Source organism: Actinomyces sp. HMT897 (genome assembly GCF_016626125.1).
Taxonomy (GTDB): Bacteria; Actinomycetota; Actinomycetes; order Actinomycetales; family Actinomycetaceae; genus Actinomyces.
In genome coordinates this window covers 2166244-2184651 of sequence record NZ_CP067336.1, presented here as the reverse complement: position 1 = coordinate 2184651, position 18408 = coordinate 2166244, and the positions used below count along the sequence as shown (strand labels likewise).

The following is an 18408-nucleotide window of genomic DNA, read 5'->3' as shown; positions in this document are numbered from 1 at the left end:
CTGGTGGCCGCCTGCCGCTGTCAGGCGAAGCACGCGCCCACACTCGGGGGCCGCACCGCCCGTGGGGGACAATGGGGCACCTATGGAGAGTCAGACGCAGCGCACCGAGGACGCCACCACACCAGCAGCCGCGGGCGTCACCGGCCCCGCCCCGAAGACGCAGGACGCCACCGGCACCAGCCGTCCCCCCGGCTCTGACCCGGGCCAGCACGCTCAGGCCCCACGGGGACAGGACCACCAGCGTGAGCACCCACCGCACCGCGGCGGCCGGGGCGAGGGCCGCCGCGCGGAGCGCTCAGGGCGTCCCCGCCGCCCGGACCGCCCAGGCCGCCCCCGCCGCGGCCCCTGGCCCGGGTTCACCCCCGAGCAGCTGGCCGCGCGCGCCGCGGCCGTCCCCACCCTGACCTACCCCGCCGAGCTGCCGGTCAGCGCCCGGCGTGAGGACATTGCGGCGGCCGTGCGGGACCACCAGGTGGTCATCGTGGCCGGGGAGACCGGGTCGGGCAAGACCACCCAGATCCCCAAGATCTGCCTGGAGCTGGGCCGTGGCGTCACGGGGATGATCGGTCATACCCAGCCGCGGCGTATCGCCGCCAGAAGCGTGGCCGAGCGCATCGCCCACGAGCTGGGCACGCCGATCGGCCGTGAGGGGGTGGTGGGCTACCAGGTACGCTTCACCGACGAGGTCGGCCCCACCACCCTGGTCAAGCTCATGACCGACGGCATCCTGCTGGCCGAGATCCAGACCGACCCCATGCTGCGCCGCTACGACACGGTCATTGTGGACGAGGCCCACGAGCGCAGCCTCAATATCGACTTCATCCTGGGCTACCTGGCCCGCCTGCTGCCGAGCCGCCCGGATTTGAAGGTCATTATCACCTCCGCCACCATTGACTCGGCGCGCTTCGCCGAGCACTTCGGGCACCGCGGGGTAGGCGGGGACGGCGAGCCCCTCACCGCGCCGGCCCCCGTCATTGAGGTCTCGGGGCGCACCTACCCCGTGGAGATCCGCTACCGGCCCCTTACCCCGGAGGCCGAGGACGACGGCGCCCCCGGCACTGACGGCGCGCCCCCTCAGGGTGCCGAGGGCTCCCGGGAGGAGGCGGGCGGGGCAGGCACGTCCCCGACGGGCACGTCCCTGACAGGTACAGGCTCGACAGGCGCGGCCCCGGGCTCCCCCGCCCCCGGCCCACCGGCCGCCCCCGGGGAGCTGACCGACGCCGAGCTGGAGGCCCTGACCTCACCCGACCCGGCCGTCCGCTCCGCCGCCCGGGCCCGGCGCCAGGCCGCACGCTCCGCCGTCCGCTCCGCCGCCTCCCCGCGGGGAGGGGGAGCCCGCGGCAGGGGGCAGGCGGGCGCCGGGAGCCAGACGGGCGCCGGGGGGCGGACAGGCGCCGGTGACCCCGGTGAACCCCGCGACCAGGTCACCGGGATCCTCGACGCCGTCGACGAGCTCATGGGGACGGGCAGCGGCGACATCCTCGTCTTCCTGGCCGGTGAGCGGGACATCCGTGACACCGAGGCGGCCCTGGCCGACCACCTGGGCCCCCGCTACACCGCCGACGGGCGCGCCCGCACCCCCGGGGCGGTGGAGGTCGTCCCCCTGTACTCGCGCCTGAGCGCTGCTGAGCAGCACCGGGTCTTCGAGGCGCACTCGTGCCGCCGCATCGTCCTGGCCACCAACGTGGCCGAGACCTCCCTGACGGTCCCGGGCATCCGCTACGTCATCGACCCGGGCCTGGCGCGTATCTCCCGATACTCCAACCGCACCAAGGTCCAGCGCCTGCCCATTGAGCCGGTCAGCCGGGCCAGCGCCGACCAGAGGGCGGGCCGCTGCGGGCGCGTGGCCGACGGCGTCGCCATCCGCCTGTACTCCCGCTCCGACTTCGACTCCCGCCCGCAGTACACCGAGCCGGAGATCCTGCGCACCTCCCTGGCGTCCGTCATCCTGCAGATGGCGGCCCTGGGCCTGGGGGCGGTGGAGGACTTCCCCTTCCTGGACGCCCCCGACCCCCGCCAGGTGCGCAGCGGCGTCCAGCTGCTCACCGAGATCGGGGCCATTGAGGCCGAGGGCCGCGACGCCCGGGGTCACGGCACCGGCCCACAGGACGAGGCCACCGGGGGCCACAATGCCGACCACGACGGCGGCCACAGTACCGGCCACAATGCCGACCACGACGGCGGCCACAGTACCGGCCACAATGCCGGTCACGGTGCCAGCGGCACCGGCCGCGGCGCCACCCCGCGGCGGGGCCCGCGCCTGACGCCGGTCGGCCGACGCCTGGCGCGTCTGCCCATTGACCCGCGCCTGGGGCGCATGCTGCTGGAGGCCGGGGAGCGCGGCTGCGCCGGGGAGGTCCTGGTGGTGGTGGCGGCCCTGTCCATCCAGGACGTGCGCGAGCGGCCCGTGGACAGGCAGGAGGCCTCCGACGCCCTGCACCGGCGCTTCGCCGACCCCACCAGCGACTTCCTGACCTACCTCAACCTGTGGCGCTACCTGCGCACCCAGGCCCGGGAGCTGTCCGGAAGCGCCTTCCGGCGCATGTGCCGCACCGAGTTCATCCACTACCTGCGGGTGCGTGAGTGGTTTGACGTCCACGCCCAGCTGCGGCAGATGGCCCGCCCCCTGGGCCTGGACGCGGCCCCCGTGGAGCTGCCCACCGCCCGCGCCATCCGGGCCGCCGGCGACGCCCTGGAGGCGGGCACCCAGGCGGCCACCATCGCCCACGGGGACGTGGCCGCGGCCGTCGTGGCCCTGGGCCGCAGCGCGGACACCCCCGACGCCGACGCCATCCACCGCTCCCTGCTGGTGGGGCTGCTGTCCAACGTGGGCAGCTGGGACGAGCGGCGGCGCGAGTACGCGGGGGCGCGCGGCACCCGCTTCACCATCTGGCCCGGCTCGGGGCTGCGTCGCAAGACCTACGACTGGGTCATGACCGCCGAGCTGGTGGAGACGAGCCGGCTGTTCGCCCGCACCGTGGCCAAGGTGGACGCCCGCTGGGTGGAGGAGGCGGCCGGGGCGGCCGGGCTGCTCAGGCGCGTCTACGGCGAGCCGTACTGGTCCACCCGCCACGGGGCGGCCATGGTCCACGAGAAGGTCCTCCTGTACGGCATGACCCTGGTGGCCGACCGCCCCGCCACCCTGGCGAGCGTGGGCACGCAGGCGGCCCGCGAGGTGGCCCGGGAGATGTTCATCCGCTCCGGCCTGGTCGAGGGCGGCTGGCACGCCCGCCACGCCTTCGTGGAACGCAACCGGGAGCTGGTCGAGGAGCTGGGGGACGTGGAGCGGCGGCGTCGGGTCCACGGGCTGCTGGCCGACGACGAGGTCCTGGTCCGCTTCTACGAGGACCGCCTGCCCGAGGACGTGTACGGGGCCGCCGACTTTGACGCCTGGTGGAAGCGGGAGCGGCGGCGTCGCCCCGACCTGCTGGACTTCACCCGCGACCTGCTGCTGCCCGGCGGGGGCGACGCCAGCGGCTACCCCGACACCTGGGTGCAGGGGGACCTGACCCTGGGGCTGGACTACGTCTTCGAGCCCGGCCGCGGCGACGACGGCGTGAGCGTGCAGGTGCCGGTGGAGGTGCTGGGACGGCTGGAGCCTGAGGGGTTCGACTGGCTGGTGGCGGGCATGCGCCCCGAGCTGTGCGTGGCCACCATCCGGGCCCTGCCCAAGCGGGTGCGCCGCCAGCTGGTGCCCGCCCCGGACGTGGGCGCCCAGGTATGGGCGGAGATACGCGCGCAGGTCCCGGGGGCCGACGGCGCCGGGGACGTCAGTGCCCCGCCGCTGCCCTTCCGTCAGGCCTTCACCGCGGCCGTGGCGCGGCTGCGCGACGTGGAGGTCGGTGACGCCGACTGGGAGGCGGTGGAGGAGAACCTGCCCGACCACCTGCGCATGGGCTTCGTGGGCCTGGGACCCGAGGGGCAGGTGCTGGCCCGTGGCAGGGACCTGGTGGCCCTCCAGAGGCGGCTGGCGGAGCGCACCGAGGCCGCCGTGCGCTCGGTGGTACGCGGGGCCCTGGCCCAGGCCATGGCCGAGGCCCGCGAGCGCGACTCCTCCCGCCAGGCCGGACAGGGCCGCCAGGCCGGACAGGGCCGGGAGGGGCGTGCGGCCCGGGGTGAGGGCGTCCGGGCCGCACGCCCCGGTGGGTCGGCCGGGGCCACCGGGGCGGGCCGGGGCGGGCACGGGGCCGGGCGGCCGGGGCAGGTGGGCCCCGGGGACGTCCCCGGTGCGGGGCGGGGCGCGGGAGCCGGCCTGCGCACGGGCCTGGCCGAGCGCGCGGGGCTGACCAACTGGCCCACCGGGGTACCGGGGCTGGAGGGCCCGCAGGCCTCCACCATCCCGGCCACCGTGGAGTCCACGGGGGCGGCGGGCCTGGTGGTGCGCGGCTACCCCACGCTGGTGGCCTGCGGCGGGGCGGCTCGTCTGCGCCCCGACGCCCAGGAGCGTCGCGCCGGCATCCCGGGACCGGACGCGGGCTCCACGGGCGGACCCGGCCCGGGGAAGGGGCCCGGCCCCCAGAGCCCCAAGAAGGGATCCGGGCCCGGGAGAGACCCGGATCCCGGGAAGGGACCTGGGAAGAACCCGGGGCCCGGGAGGACGGTGGGCGCCACCGGGTCGGCACCGGGTAGCCGTACCGGGCAGGCGCCTCTGGGTGCGGACCTGACTATCCTGCCCGACGCCGGGTCCCAGGAGCGGGAGCACGGGGCGGGGGTGACGGCCCTGGCACTGGCGCGCACGGTCCTGCCACCCGGGCGGGTGAGCAGCCGGTGGAGCGGGGACGAGGCCCTGGTCCTGGCCGCCTCCCCGTACCGCAGCACCCCGGAGCTGGTGGCCGACCTCCAGCTCGCGGCGGCCCGCAGCGTAGCCTCCCGGTGGGCCGACCAGGCCGGCCGCCCCCTGGCGCAGGTGCGCGAGCAGGCGGTCTTCGAGGACCTCGTGGCCTGGGTACGTCAGCACCTGGAGGACGAGGTCTACCGGCTCGCGGTCATGGTGGTGCGCACCCTCCAGGCGGTGCGCCGGGTGGAGCAGGCGGTGGGGGAGCACACCTCCCTGACCCTGCTCGCCACCCTCCAGGAGGTGCGCGAGCACGTGGCCGAGCTGGTGTACCCGGGGTTCGTGGTCTCCACGCCCACCGAGGAGCTGGCGCACCTGCCGCGGTTCCTGTCCGCCCTGGCCGTGCGGGTGGAACGGGCGGCCTCCTCCCCGGGCGCCGCCGCCCAGGACGCGGCCCTGTCCTACCAGGTGGGCCAGGCCGTGGACCTGGTGGAGGCCGCCCGGGCGCGGGCGTCCGCGCTGCCCCCGGACGCCCACCGCCAGGAGGTGCTGGAGGAGGCCCGGTGGATGGTCGAGGAGCTGCGGGTGAGCCTGTTCGCCCAGACCCTGGGGACCAGCCGCAAGGTCAGCCTCCAGCGGATCTCCCGGCTCCTGGCGAGCATCTGACAGACGCCCTGGGCGTGGGCCGCCACCAGGTGGAACCCGGCTCCTGACGGGCACCCTGGGCCTCGCGCCCCGCCACGGACGTGAGGACCGGCGTCGGCGATCAGCCGGGAGCAGACGCCGGCCTCGCGCCCCGCCACGGACGTGGGGACGGCCGCGGCCCGCGTCGTCCCCGGACCGCACAGGGTGCCCCTGGCTGCACGTGACCGGGACGGGCCCGTAGGATCCGTGTTATGTCCGTCCGTCCTGCCTCAGAGCGTCTGCGCAGCTGGGAGCACCTGACCGAGTGGCCGATGGCGGCCGCGGCCCTGCTCTTCCTGGCCGCCTACGCCTGGGAGGTGCTGGCCGACCTGCACGGGACCCGGCGCCTGTACGCCGAGGTGGTCATGGACGTCGTGTGGGCCCTGTTCGCCGTCGACTACGCCGCCCGCCTGTACCTGGCCCCGGAGCGGGGGCGCTGGTTCCTCCACCACCTGCTGGACCTGGCCGCGGTCCTGCTGCCGGTGCTGCGCCCCCTGCGCCTGCTGCGGCTCATCGCCCTGGTCAGCGTCCTGCACCGCGGCCCCGGGACGGCCCTGCGGGGGCGGATCACCACCTACACCGCCGGCAGCGTCCTGCTGCTGGTACTCGTCTCGGCCCTGGCGGTGCTGGACACCGAGCGGAAGGCCCCGGGGGCGTCCATCACCACCTTCGAGGACGCCTGTTGGTGGTCCCTGGCGACGGTCTCCACGGTGGGCTACGGGGATCTGTCCCCGCTGACGACCACGGGGCGCGGTATCGCCACGGTCCTCATGGTGGCCGGGGTCGCCCTCATTGGCGTGGTCACGGCGACCCTGGCCTCCTGGGTGGTCTCCCTGGTGACCGAGGAGAACGCCGAGGAGGAGGCGGCCACACGGGCGCAGGTTGCGGCCCTGAGCGCCCAGGTCGCGGCTCTGAGCGCCCAGGTGACCGCTCTGCAGGAGGAGCTGGTGGTGAGCGGGCGCCCGCCGGCCCCCGAGCCGTCGAGACGGAGCTGAGACGCGCTCAGCGGGTGGCGGCCAGGCGGCGCTCGCGGCGTCCGGCCTGGAGGACCGGGTCGGGCAGCGGGACGGCCGCCACCAGGCGGCGGGTGTACTCCTGGCGGGGCGCGGCCAGGACCTGCGCCGTCGCCCCCTCCTCCACCACCCTCCCGGCCTGGAGGACCACTGTGCGCCCGGCCACCGCGTCCACCACGGCCAGGTCGTGGGAGACGAACAGGCAGGCGAAGCCCAGCTCCTGCTGCAGGTGGCGCAGGAGGTCCAGGACCACCGCCTGCACCGAGACGTCCAGGGCGCTGGTGGGCTCGTCGGCGACGACCAGGCGCGGTCCCAGGGCCAGGGCCCGGGCTATGGCCACGCGCTGACGCTGCCCGCCGCTCATCTCGTGGGGGTAGCGCTGCGCGTAGGCGGCCGGCAGGCGCACCGCCTCCAGCAGCTCACGCACCCGGGCGCGCCGGGCCGCGGCGTCGTAGCCTCCGTGCACCACCAGGGGCTCGGCCACGGAGGCCCCCACCCGACGGCGCGGGTTCAGGGACGAGGCGGGGTCCTGGTAGACCACGCCGGTGGTCCGGCGCACCGGTGCCAGGACCCGACGCCGGGCCCCGGCCACCTCGGTGCCGCCCACCCGCACGCTGCCCGCGGCCACGGGCACCAGCCCGGTCAGGGTCCCGGCGAGCGTGGACTTGCCCGACCCCGACTCCCCTACCAGCCCCAGGACCTCCCCGGGGGCGATGCTCAGGCTGACGCCGCGCACCGCGTGCACGCGGCGCCTCCCGCTGCGGTAGACCACGTCCAGGTCCCGGACGCGCACCAGCGGCTCGGGCGCCGGTGACGGCCCGGACCCGGATACCGACCCCGAGCCGGACCCGGACGCCGGCCCCGACCCGGGCGAGCGCACCTGGCAGCCCGCCGACACGACCGGACGGGGCGCACGGGCCGCCGCGCCGGGCCCCTCCTGACGCAGGGAGTCCAGGCGGGGCACGGCCGCCAGCAGCTCACGGGTGTAGGGGTGGCGGGGGGAGGCGAACAGCTGGCGCACGCCGCCGCGCTCGACCACGCGGCCGTGGCGCATGACGACGACCGTGTCGGCCACGTCGGCCACCACCCCCATGTCGTGGGTAATGAGCAGGACGGCGGTGCCCTCCTTGGTCAGGGAGCGCAGCAGGTCCAGGATCCCGGCCTGCACGGTGACGTCCAGGGCCGTGGTGGGCTCGTCGGCGACCAGGACCGGGGGGTCGCAGGCCATGGCCAGGGCGATGCAGGCACGCTGGAGCTGGCCGCCGGAGAGCTGGTGGGGGTAGGAGCGGGCGATCCGCTCGACCTGCTCCCCCGCCCCCAGGCCCACGCGCCCCAGCAGGGAGCGGACCCGCTGGCCCACCTGGTGGCGGGTGGCGCGGGTGTGGGCGCGCACCGCCTCCCCGATCTGGGAGGCTATGGTCCCCAGGGGGTCCAGGGCGGTGGCCAGCTCCTGGAAGACCGTGCCCACCAGGCGCCCGCGCACGTCGTCAAGGACGTGGCGCGGTGCCCCGACCAGCTCGGTACCCGCCCCGCGCCCGGCCCCAGACCCGGACGGATCCTGGTGCCCGTACCCGGCCGAGCCGGGGGACCCGGGCCCGTACAGGACGGCGGAGCCGGTGACGTGGGCGGTGGGGGCCAGGAGCCCGAGGGCGCCCATGGCGGTGACGGACTTGCCCGACCCGGACTCCCCTACCAGGGCCAGCACGCGGCCGGGCACCAGGTCCAGGTCCACGTCCGCGCTGGCCGGGGCGCTGGCGCCCGCGAAGGTGACCCCCAGGCCGCGCAGGCTCAGCGCCGGGGCGCCGGTCCCCCGGCCCATCAGGCCCCCACCCCCACCACGAGGTAGTCGGGGTAGGCCGGGAAGGGGTTGACGAAGAAGCCGGCGACCTGTGAGCCGCGCAGGAAGGAGTTGCGGCGGTTGACGAGCGGCACCGCGGGCACGTCCTGGGCGATGCGCCGGTCCAGGGCCGCCCACTTCCGACCGGCCTCGACGGCGTCGGGCTCCGCGGTGGCCTCCGCAATGAGCTGGTCCACCTCGGCGTCGGAGTAGCGCGAGACGTTGTACCCGCCGCCGCCGATCTCCGAGGAGGCGTACAGGGGCTGGATATTGGCGTTGGCGCTGGGGTAGTCGGGGTTCCAGGAGACGACGGCCAGGTCGTAGGAGGAGCCGTCCCCCTGGGTGGCGCGCTGGGAGTAGGCGTCCGAGGACTGCGGGTCCAGCCGCACCGTCAGGCCCACCTCGCTCAGGGCCTGCTGCACGGCCTGGGCGACCGCCAGGCGGGCCTCGTTGTTCTGCGTCAGGAGCACCAGCTCGGGCAGCTGCTTGCCGGCCAGGAGCGAGGTGGCCCGGGTGGTGTCCCGCGGGTAGAGGTCGTACTCCTCGCGCCCGGGGATACCGGGGGTGATGTAGGTCGTGGCGACGCCGGCGCCGAGCTCGCCGCCCAGGGCCTGCTGCACGGCGGCCTTGTCCACCGCGTAGGCAATGGCCCGGCGCACGTCCGGGTCGGTGACCCGCTCGGTGTTGACCGCCAGGTAGAGCAGCGGTCCGGGGTCGGAGGTGGCCAGGCGGGCGGAGGCGGAGGGGTCCGCGCTGACCTGGGCGAGCTTGGAGGCGGTGAGCAGCTGGGCGCTGAAGGCGTGGCGGTCGTCCCCGGAGTCGGCGATAAGGCGCTGGCTGACGGTGTCCTCGTCCTGCCCCAGGGAGAAGACGACCGTGTCGGGCAGGCCGAGCCGGACCGTGTCGGTAGCGGTCGACCAGTGCTCATTGCGCTTCAACGTCACCGAGACCCCCTGCTTGTACTCGCTGACCACGTAGGGACCCGATGCGAGAGGGTTGCGCGTGTAGGTGGCCGGGTCGTCGCCCTCGGGGACGGGGGCGAAGGCCGGGGTGGAGACGATCCAGGGCCAGTCCCCGTAGGGGCGGGCCAGGGTGAGGACGACAGTCCGCTCGTCCGGGGTGGCGACGGAGTCCAGGTGGGCGCCCTCGTAGGGCCCGGTGTAGCCGCTGGTGCCCGCCAGCAGGGTCTTGTGGTAGCCCAGGCCGCCGGACAGGGCCGGGGCGAAGGAGCGCTCCAGGCCGTGCTTGACGTGGGCGGAGGTGATGGGGGTCCCGTCGGACAGGACCAGCCCCTCCTTGAGGGTGTAGGTCCAGGTCAGGCCGTCGGCGGAGACCGTGCCGGTGTCGGTGGCCAGGTCGGGCACCACCCTCGGCTCCCCGCCGGGGCTGAGCTCCCAGGTGGTCAGGCGGCGGTGGACCAGGCCCAGGGAGGTGACCGCCAGGGACTGGCTCCGGGCGGGGTCCCAGTTGACGTCCGTGTCGGAGCTGAGCACGTAGAGGGTGCCGCCCGCGCTGGGGGTGCCCGAGGCGGACGCGGCCCCCCGGGAGTTCGCGCCGCAGGCGGCCAGGGTCAGGGTCAGGGAGGTCAGGCCGGTGAGGAAGGCGCGGCGGGAGGGTGCGGGACGGGACATGTCGGTCTCCTTAACTTTCCTTGTGGTGGGGCGGGCCGGTGGCGGCCCGACAGGTCGGCGGGGCCCGGCCCCGGGGGCGGGCCCGGGAGGGCGGGGCCAGCAGCAGGCGGGGCCCGGCTCCTTCTAAGAGGTGCGGGTGGGGGCGGACGGCGGGCTGGCGGTGGCGGGCCGCGGACGGGGGCCAGCAGCAGGCGGGCGGGGCCGCCGTCGCGCCGCCGTCGCGCCGCCGGGGCCCGCTCAGGCGGTGCGGGGGTCAATGAGGACGGCCAGGGCGTCCACCACCAGGTTGGCCACGACCACGAAGGCGGCAGCCACCAGGGTGGTGCCCATGACCACGGGCACGTCCGTGCTGCCGACGGCGTCCATGAGCAGGGCGCCCAGCCCCGGCATGGAGAAGACCCGCTCGGTAATGACGGCGCCGCCGAGCATGCCGCCCAGGTCCAGGGCGAAGTAGGTGGCCACCGGCAGGCAGACGTTGCGCATGACGTGCCGGCCTATGACCTGCCGCTCGGGCAGGCCCACGGCCCGGGCGGTGCGCACGTAGTCCTCCCCCAGGTTCTCCAGCACCTCCCCGCGCACCATGCGGGCGTAGACGGCCGCGGAGACGAGGGCCAGGACGCACCAGGGCAGGACCAGGTGCCAGGCCCAGTCCAGGGGGGAGTCGGCCAGGGGCACGTAGCCGGAGACGGGGACCACGTCCAGGGTGAAGCCGAGCAGGAGTATGCCCAGCAGCCCCAGCAGGTAGGAGGGTGCGGACACCCCCAGGACGGTGCCGCCCATAATGGCCCGGTCCCAGCGGCTGCCCCGCCTCAGGGCGGAGACGACGCCCGCGGCCACGCCGATCACGAGCCACAGGAGGGAGGCCCCCACCGCCACGGAGGCGGTCACGGGCAGGCGGGCGGCAATGAGGTCGGTCACCGGGGCGGACAGGCGGAAGGAGTAGCCCAGGCAGGGGGCGGCGCAGACGACGGCGCCGGGCCCCTGCCCGAAGGAGCGCCCCGCCACGACCCCGCGCAGGTAGTCCCAGAACTGGGTGTACCAGGGCAGGTCGTAGCCCATGAAGGCGCGGGCGCGCTCCAGGTTGGCCGGGGTGCAGGGCCGTCCGCAGGCCAGGGCGGCCGGGTCGGAGGGCCACAGGCTGAAGACCGCGAAGGTGAGGAAGGTGACGACGACCAGGACCAGGAGGGTCTGGGCCACGGAGCGCAGCAGGGGACGCAGGCGGCTCACCGGGACTCACCGGTCCTGGGGTCCAGGGCGTCGCGCAGGCCGTCGCCGAACAGGTTGAAGGCCAGGGTGACCACGAACAGGGCCGTCCCGGGGACCAGGAGGTACCAGGGGTCGGTGCTCACCCAGGTCACGGCGCTGCCTATGGACCGTCCCCAGGAGGGTGTGGGCGGGGGCACGCCCACTCCCAGGAAGGACAGGGCGGCCTCGGCGGTGATCCGGCCGGGCACGGAGACGGTGGTGAGGACGATGACGGTGGCCACCAGGTTGGGCAGGACCTGGGTGCCCAGGACGTGCAGCTCGCAGGCGCCCATGGCCCGGGAGGCCCGCACGAAGGTCCGGGAGCGGGTGCCCAGGGTGCGGGCACGCAGGACGCGGGCGGTCGACGGCCACCCCAGGAGGCCGATTATGAGGACCATGACCAGGATCCGGTTGGCGGTGGGCGGGACCACCGCGGAGACGGCGACCATGAACACCAGGCTGGGGAACCCCAGGACGACGTCGGTGGTGCGCGACACCAGGACGTCCCACCAGCCGCCGAAGTACCCCGCGGAGGTACCCAGGACGACGGCCACGGCCGTGGCCAGGGCGGTGGCGCCCATGCCTATGGTGAAGGAGGTGCGGGTGCCCTCGACGACAATGGCCAGCAGGTCGCGCCCGGTCTGGGGCTCCACGCCCAGGGGGTGGGCGGTGCTCACGCCCCCCAGCGCCCCCGCGGGAAGGCCCGAGGGCGCCAGGAGGTCGAGGTGGTAGGTGTAGGGGTCCACGCCCAGGAGCCGGGTGACCCAGGGGGCGAGGAGGGCCACGACGGCGGTGAGGACCATCACGGCCCCGCCGGCCACGGCCCAGCGGTCGGAGGCCAGGCGGCGGGCCACGGAGCGGGGGGCGCCACGCCCGTCTGGAGTGTGGTCGTGCGGGGCGGCGTCGGCAAGGGCCTCAGGAGCCTCGCCGGGTGTCCCGGTACCCCGAGCGGGCAGGGCGGCAGGGGCCGGCGGGGCGACGGCGGGGGCGTCCGGGTGGTCGGCGCCCGCAGGACGGTCGACGGGTACAGGGGCGTCCGGGGTGGACGTGTGCACGGGGCACCTCTCGGGGGATCAGGCGCGCGTCAGGGCGCGCAGGGCGAACGTGGTGTGCGGCTGTCTCACAGACAGCGGCGACAGCACATTCGCTTGAGCATGGGCTCGTGATCCTCACGTTCGGGTACCGGGCCGGTGGCCCGGGCGTCGGTCAACGCCTTGACGTCGCTGAACGCTACCGGCGACCAGGACCGTCGCCAAGCCGTAACCCACTTCTGAGACCAGGGTCACTGCCAGGGGTGCGCGCGGGGACGGGAGCCCGTTACCGGGCCCGTCCCCGATTCCGGCGCCAGCCGGGACCGGACAGCCAGCCGGGACCGGGCAGCCAGCCGACCAGGCAGGCCCCCGGAGCCCGGTGCCGGTCCGCAGGACCCCCGCCCGGGCCGCAGGCCCCCCGCCCGGGCCGCAGGAGCCCTAAGCCGCAGGAGCCCGGAGCCGGGCCTCACCCGGCGGACCCCGCCCCGGCGGGCCCCAGGGAGTCGAGGTACTGCTCGACCTTGCCCACGTCCTCCAGCGCCGGGTTGCCCTCCCACCGGGGGTGGGCCAGCAGGGCGCGCACCTGGGCGACCCCCTGGCGGGCCAGGGGCAGGTGCGCGGCGGGATCCTCCCGGATGAGGATCGCGTGGATCCGTGCGACGTGCGCCGTCACCCGGGCCTGGTCCTCGCTCCGGCCCGCCTCGGCGTACAGCCTGGCCGACGTCGCGAAGTGCCTGCCGGCCTCCTGGAGCTCGGTGCCGGACCACAGGATCTCCCCGAGCTGCTCGTAGGCGTCGGCGCGCTCCTGGACGGCCTCCTCACAGGGCCGCTCCCAGGCCTGGTCCAGCAGGTCGGCGCCCAGCTGCCACAGGTCACGGGCCCGGGGCAGCTGGGCCCGGGTCATGGCGGTGGTGGGCTGGCGGGTCAGGGCGAAGGCGGCCCGACGCAGGAGGCGGGAGCGGCGCAGGGCCCCGCCGGGGCTGTCCGGGTCCTCCAGGTCGGCGCAGCGCTGGTAGAGGGCGGCGGCCGTGTGGGCCTCCTTGAGCTCGTAGGAGGCCCGCGCCGCCCGCTCGAAGGCGGCCAGCGCACCCTTGTCGTTGCCCGTGGCGAGCTCCAGCTCGGCCAGCTCCTGGCTGGTCTCCCGCAGGCGCGCGTACTCGTCGAGGTCGTCCAGCACGTGGGTCAGGACCCACAGGAGCCTCATGCGGCGCCGTTGGAGTCCCGGCCCGCGCAGCAGCCCGATGGCCGTCTCCAGGACCTCGGCGGCCTCCAGGAAGCGTCCGGTGGCGCCGAGCGCGTTGGCCAGGTTGGCCATGGTCTCGGTCGCCCAGTCCCGCACGTCCAGCGCCAGGGAGATATTGGCCGACTCCTGGAGCTGGCGGGCGGCCTCCTCCTGCATCCCGTACATGCCGCAGGTCCAGCCCAGGGAGTCGCGGGCGGCCAGGGCCAGCCAGGCCGGGCAGGGGTCGTGGCGGCGTAGGAGGGAGTCCGCGAGCACGCAGGCCTGGTAGGGCTCACCGCGCATTGCGCTCACGGCCACCCGGTCCAGGTCCAGGATGTCGCGCAGGATCCCGTCGGGGTCCTCGCCGCGGCTCTCGACGTCCCGGACCAGCTCCTCGGCCTGCTGGAGGACCTCGGCGGCCAGGTCGAGGTCGTTGAGGAGGTAGGAGCACCGGACGAGGTGGTCCAGCCCGCTCATTGCGGTCCTGCGGTCCTGGGGCGTGCCCTGGGCCAGCTCGGCGACGTCGGCGCGCAGCCGCGAGGCGAGGTGGTGGAGGCGCCCCACCCGGCCCTGCCAGGCCTGGTACTGCATCCTCTGGGCCTCGTCCTGGTCCACCCCGGTGATCTCGGTCCTCTCGGCGGCGGCGTTCTCGGAACGCAGGCAGGACAGGGCGACGCAGGTGACGTGCAGGCGGGTGTCTACCCCCGGATCCTGCTCGGCCTCCTGCTGGGCCAGCACCAGGGCCTGCCGACGCCGTTCCATGGCCTGGTAGGGGTCGTCCAGCCGGAAGGCCGCGGCCCCCGCCGTCATCGCCAGGTCGCACCGCTGCCTGAGCGTCAGCCCCTCCTCGTCCACGGGCAGCAGGCCGCGCTCACGCACCTGCTGGTGGAGGAAGGTCGCCTCCAGGGTCATGGCGGCGGGGAGGCGCTGGATGCGCGTGGCCGCCTCCAGCCCGTCGGCGGGCGGGGTCAGGACGGGCAGGCTCAGGGGCGGGTAGGGCTCGGCGGGCTCCTGGCGGGGGGCGGGGGCCGGGCTGGCCGGGCTGGTGGGGGCCTGGCCGGCACCGCCGGGGACCTGGCCGGCACCGCCGGGGGCCCCGGGACCGGCGTCGGGACTGGCACCGGGGTCGGAGCCGCCGGCGTCGGGACTGGCAGAGCCGCCACCAGCAGAGCCGCCACCAGCAGAGCCGCCGGAGCCGCCGGCGTCGGAGCTGGCGTGGGGACCGGCACCGGCCTCGGGCAGGTCGGAGACGGGTGCGGCCTCGGGCAGGGGCTCGGAGGGGCTAATGAGCTCCAGGATCCTGGTGAAGTCGGCCACGGCGAAGGGCTCACGGGCCAGGGCCTGCTCCAGGTCCCGGCCCAGCACGGGGTTGCCGTTACGGGCGTCGTAGGCCGCCGTCAGGCTGCGCACCCAGGCTAGGATCTGCTGGCGGGCCCGGCTCACGGTGGCCTCGGCGCCGACCCCCGCCTCCGGGCCCCACACGGCGTGGGACGGCAGGTCCACCCCCAGGGGCTCCTGCCCCAGGCCCGCCCGCTCCGCCTCCCGCAGGACCAGGGCGATGCCGATCAGGAGGACCTGGAGGCTGTCGGCCTCGTCGGCGTCGGCCGTCCAGGAGGCGTGGCGGCGCAGGATCTCCAGGCCGCGGACCAGGTGCCCGGACAGGGCCAGGTACTCCAGGTGGCGCCCCATGGGGGCGGTGTAGCGGGGGTTGACGCGGTGCTTGCGGTAGGAGCGCAGGTGGGCCTCCCAGGCGGCCCGGGGGCGCCCGGAGGCCAGCAGCGGCAGGAGCACGAGGTTCTGCATACCGGCGGGCTGCTCCCCGCAGCCCACGTCCTCGCGCAGCACGGGCACCGCGGTGGCCACGGCCAGCTCCCAGTCCTCGGCGCGGCGGGCGGCGCCCACCTGGCGCTCGGGGTCGCAGGCCACGCAGTCGGAGTTCTCGTCGCGGGGGGTGGCGCGCCAGGCGGCGAGCTCGGCGCGCGCCTCGTCGGGCAGGCCCAGGTCCACGGCGACGTAGTAGCGCTGCCCGTGGACCGTGTGCATGGAGGCCCCCTGGGAGCGGAAGAAGGACTCCATGCCGTCCTCCAGGAGACGCACCTGCTCCAGGCTCACCCGGGGGTTGGCGGCCGCCGCGGTCACGACCCACTTGTAGTTCCACATGAGGTGGTACAGGCGGTTGTGGTGGAAGAGGTCGGGGCGCTCGGCCTGCCGGGCCAGGCACCACACGAAGGGGGCCACACCCTTCCAGTGCTCCCGCCCCCACTGGTAGGCGTGGATGAGCTCCAGGCGGGTGACCACCGCGGCCTCCTCGTCCTCGATGGCGTCCGCCCAGGTCACCGCCTCGGCCACCAGGGCGGAGCGGGCCGGGCCGTAGGGCAGGGCGTGGGCCTGGTCCAGGCGGTCCCAGATGTCCTCGCGAGTGGTCATGGACGCTCTCCTTTGGCACGACGCCGGGTAGGGGAAGGTGGTAGAGGGTGGGGGCCCGACTGCCTACCGGCAGGTGGGACGACGTCGGGGGACGCCACCGTTCAGCAGGCAGCGGGAGGGGGCGGCTCCTGCTCGTCGCCCCGGCCGCCCGGGCCGACGGCGCGTTCCAGGAGGGTGTGGAGAGTCTGGGCCGCCCAGGCGCGCTCGGTGGGGCCGAGCACCTGGTGGCCCGACAGCAGGCTCTGCACGTAGAGCCCGCGCAGGACCTGGGTGAGGACGACCTCGTCCACGGAGGTCACGAGCCTGGCCACCAGCGGGTTGGAGCGGTTGAGCACCAGGCGCGGCGGGGAGGAGGTGGCGAAGGGGTCGGCCACGCCCAGCAGGTCGGACCAGACACTGCCCACGGTCCGGGCCGCCTCGGCCCCGCTCCTGGCGACCTGCTGGCCGGCCAGGTCCGGGTCGGGCAGGTAGAGGGCGGGCAGGGCGGCGGGGGCGAAGCGCCGTAGGACCACCTGGCAGCCCTGGGAGCCCAGGGCGCGGGCGGCCACCAGCAGCAGGTCGGCGGCCTGCGCCTCCTCCGCCGGGGTGCACGGCTCCAGGACGTCGAGGAGCTCACCGGGGTCCACCAGGTCGAAGACCACGCCCCCCAGGACCCCGGGGTGGGTGCGCACCGCCTGGAGGAGCTCCTCCTCGTAGGAGTGCCCGGCGTCGACCAGCACGATCCCCTGGGCGGAGGCGACGTCGGCCAGGGCCCGGTACTGGTCCACGGTGCGGGTGTAGCGCACCTGGCGCCCGAGGCGGACCAGGTCGGCCAGGGCGGTGAGGCTGCGCGGGCCCTCGGTCGTCTCCAGGGGCACGTGGTGGGCCACGAGGTCGAGCATCATGGGGTCGTGGACGGCCACCGCGCACAGCCCGACGGCGTGGGAGCGGACGAACTCCTCCATGCGGGTGGGGGCGGTGTGCCGCAGCCGCTCCAGCCAGTCGCGCACGGCGGTGCCGATCGCCTCGCGGGTGGCCCCCAGGAGCTCGTCGTCCACCAGGGTCTCCCGGGACGCCGTCAGGCGCAGGTGGCGGGCGTCGGCCACGACCCGGGCGAAGTAGGCCCACTCGGGGGTGAGCTTCTGGGCCGAGCGGGAGACCAGCATCCGCTTGACGCTGACGGTGTGGTGGGCCTGCTGGGTGGGTGAGGCCGTGGGCATAATGACGGCCAGGCCCCTCAGGCCCGCGGCGGGCACGTCCAGGTCCACCAGGTCGAAGGGCGTCACGCCCAGGTGGGTGCGGCACCACTCGCGGGCCTCGTGACGGCTCATCTCCCAGGGCGCGGGCTCGCTGCCGTGGTAGGTGGTGGCGCCCGGGCTGCGTACCTCGATGCGCACGGGCAGCAGGGAGCCGAACTCGTCCACCAGCGCGCGCACCGTGCCCGGCTCCACCCAGGACTCCCCGAGGCGGGCGTTGAGGACCACGGTGGTGCCGGGGGCGTCCAGGGCGGGGACGTCCTCGCCCGGGGGCAGGACGGCGTAGGTGCCGTCCGTGCTGCCCCTCCAGCCGACCGTGGGGGCGTCAGGGGTGCGGGCGGAGCGGGAGGCCACCGTGATCTCCTCGCTGACCATGAAGCAGGACAGCAGCCCGATGCCGAACTGCCCCAGGTAGCCCACGCGCTCCAGGCCCAGCTCGTCGCGCTTGGAGGAGGCGCCAATGGTGGACAGGAAGGTCCTCATCTCCTCCTCGTCCAGGCCGATACCGGTGTCGTGGCAGGTCAGGCGGGGCCCGTCGAGGGTGAGGGTGACGCGGCGCGGGCAGTCGGGCTCGTCGTGGGCGCGCGCGGCAATGGCATCGACGGCGTTCTGGAGGAGCTCACGCACGTAGACGCGGGGCCCGGAGTAGAGGTTGCGGGCGAGGAGGTCCACCATCCCGCGCAGATCCACCTGGAAGGTTGCCATGGTCCTGCCTTCAGACGGTCGGGGCCGCGGGGGCCGGGTCGGTGGGGCCCGGGCTGGCTGGCCCGGTCGGGTCGGGGGGCAGCGGGAGCCCCTGGCTCTCACTGAGCTCGTCCAGGGCGTGCAGGGTGCTCTCGCACCACACCCGCAGCGTCGTGCGCAGCTGGGGGTCGCTCATGCCCGCGGTGACGGTGCACCAGGCCCGCCCGACCACGTCGATGCCGTCCGGCCCGGGGGCCGTGAGCAGGGTGGGCGAGACCCGGCCGGAGTTCTTCTCCAGGAGGTGGGCGGCCAGGCGGGCAGCCGCCTCCTGCGTCAGGCCGACGGTGTAGCGCGACTCCATGAGCAGCCTCACCTGGGCGGGCTCCGGCACAAGGGCGCCGCTCAGCCGGTCCGGGGCCGCCTTGTCCGCCTGGGTCGAGACCGGCTCCGGGGCCGGTGGGGCCGGGCTCAGGAGGCGGAGGGTGCAGGGGTAGCGGTAGAGAACGACCTGAGTGCGGCCGTCCCGCACGACCGGGTCCAGGCCCAGGCGCCGCAGGGCCGCGCAGACCCGCTCCAGGGTCACCAGGGGCGCTGCGACCTCGGGGGGCGTGTTCCACCAGGGCAC

At 75.5% G+C, this 18408-nt stretch carries 9 protein-coding genes; 2 read left to right on the top strand and 7 right to left on the bottom strand.

What is annotated here, in order from left to right:
• Nucleotides 1–82 precede the first annotated feature (82 nt).
• Together JJJ15_RS08530 and JJJ15_RS08525 are read left to right on the top strand one after the other, a co-directional pair.
• On the top strand, nt 83–5440 hold the full coding sequence (locus JJJ15_RS08530) for a DUF3418 domain-containing protein (RefSeq protein WP_200510455.1): 5358 nt from the start codon (nt 83–85) through the stop codon (nt 5438–5440).
• 230 nt (nt 5441–5670) lie between these two features.
• Nucleotides 5671–6453 (top strand): potassium channel family protein, encoded by a 783-nt coding sequence (locus JJJ15_RS08525; protein ID WP_200510454.1) that lies wholly within the window; start codon nt 5671–5673, stop codon nt 6451–6453.
• 7 nt (nt 6454–6460) lie between these two features.
• Here JJJ15_RS08525 and JJJ15_RS08520 read toward each other — a convergent pair whose 3' ends face one another.
• From JJJ15_RS08520 to JJJ15_RS08490, 7 genes are all read right to left on the bottom strand, one after another.
• The gene (locus JJJ15_RS08520; RefSeq protein ID WP_200510453.1) at nt 6461–8290 is read right to left on the bottom strand and encodes an ABC transporter ATP-binding protein; all 1830 of its coding nucleotides are present in this window, start codon (nt 8288–8290) and stop codon (nt 6461–6463) included.
• The gene (locus JJJ15_RS08515) at nt 8290–9939 is read right to left on the bottom strand and encodes an ABC transporter substrate-binding protein (protein WP_200510452.1); all 1650 of its coding nucleotides are present in this window, start codon (nt 9937–9939) and stop codon (nt 8290–8292) included. The genes JJJ15_RS08520 and JJJ15_RS08515 overlap by 1 nt, the downstream gene beginning before the upstream one ends.
• Nucleotides 9940–10176: 237 nt before the next feature.
• Nucleotides 10177–11166, bottom strand: a complete 990-nt coding sequence (locus tag JJJ15_RS08510; protein ID WP_200510451.1) for an ABC transporter permease — start codon at nt 11164–11166, stop codon at nt 10177–10179.
• Nucleotides 11163–12239 carry an ABC transporter permease gene (locus JJJ15_RS13510; protein WP_281433020.1) on the bottom strand — a complete coding sequence of 359 codons (1077 nt, stop codon included), beginning with the start codon at nt 12237–12239 and terminating at the stop codon, nt 11163–11165. Before JJJ15_RS13510 ends, JJJ15_RS08510 begins: the two co-directional genes overlap by 4 nt.
• Before the next feature lie 442 nt (nt 12240–12681).
• Complete coding sequence (locus JJJ15_RS08500; RefSeq protein WP_200510450.1) at nt 12682–15864, bottom strand: hypothetical protein; 3183 nt, start codon at nt 15862–15864, stop codon at nt 12682–12684.
• Nucleotides 15865–15965: 101 nt separating this feature from the next.
• Nucleotides 15966–17804, bottom strand: a complete 1839-nt coding sequence (locus JJJ15_RS08495; protein ID WP_200510449.1) for an HSP90 family protein — start codon at nt 17802–17804, stop codon at nt 15966–15968.
• Nucleotides 17805–17814: 10 nt separating this feature from the next.
• Nucleotides 17815–18408, bottom strand: coding sequence for a hypothetical protein (locus tag JJJ15_RS08490; RefSeq protein WP_200510448.1), 594 nt, complete (start codon nt 18406–18408; stop codon nt 17815–17817).

Bases quoted from the DNA above. Each gene is read 5' to 3' on its own strand.
- JJJ15_RS08500 (WP_200510450.1), bottom strand. From the start codon at position 15,864: ATGACCACTCGCGAGGACATCTGGGACCGCCTGGACCAGGCCCACGCC.
- JJJ15_RS08495 (WP_200510449.1), bottom strand. From the start codon at position 17,804: ATGGCAACCTTCCAGGTGGATCTGCGCGGGATGGTGGACCTCCTCGCC.
- JJJ15_RS08530 (WP_200510455.1), top strand. From the start codon at position 83: ATGGAGAGTCAGACGCAGCGCACCGAGGACGCCACCACACCAGCAGCC.
- JJJ15_RS08525 (WP_200510454.1), top strand. From the start codon at position 5,671: ATGTCCGTCCGTCCTGCCTCAGAGCGTCTGCGCAGCTGGGAGCACCTG.
- JJJ15_RS08515 (WP_200510452.1), bottom strand. From the start codon at position 9,939: ATGTCCCGTCCCGCACCCTCCCGCCGCGCCTTCCTCACCGGCCTGACC.
- JJJ15_RS08520 (WP_200510453.1), bottom strand. From the start codon at position 8,290: ATGGGCCGGGGGACCGGCGCCCCGGCGCTGAGCCTGCGCGGCCTGGGG.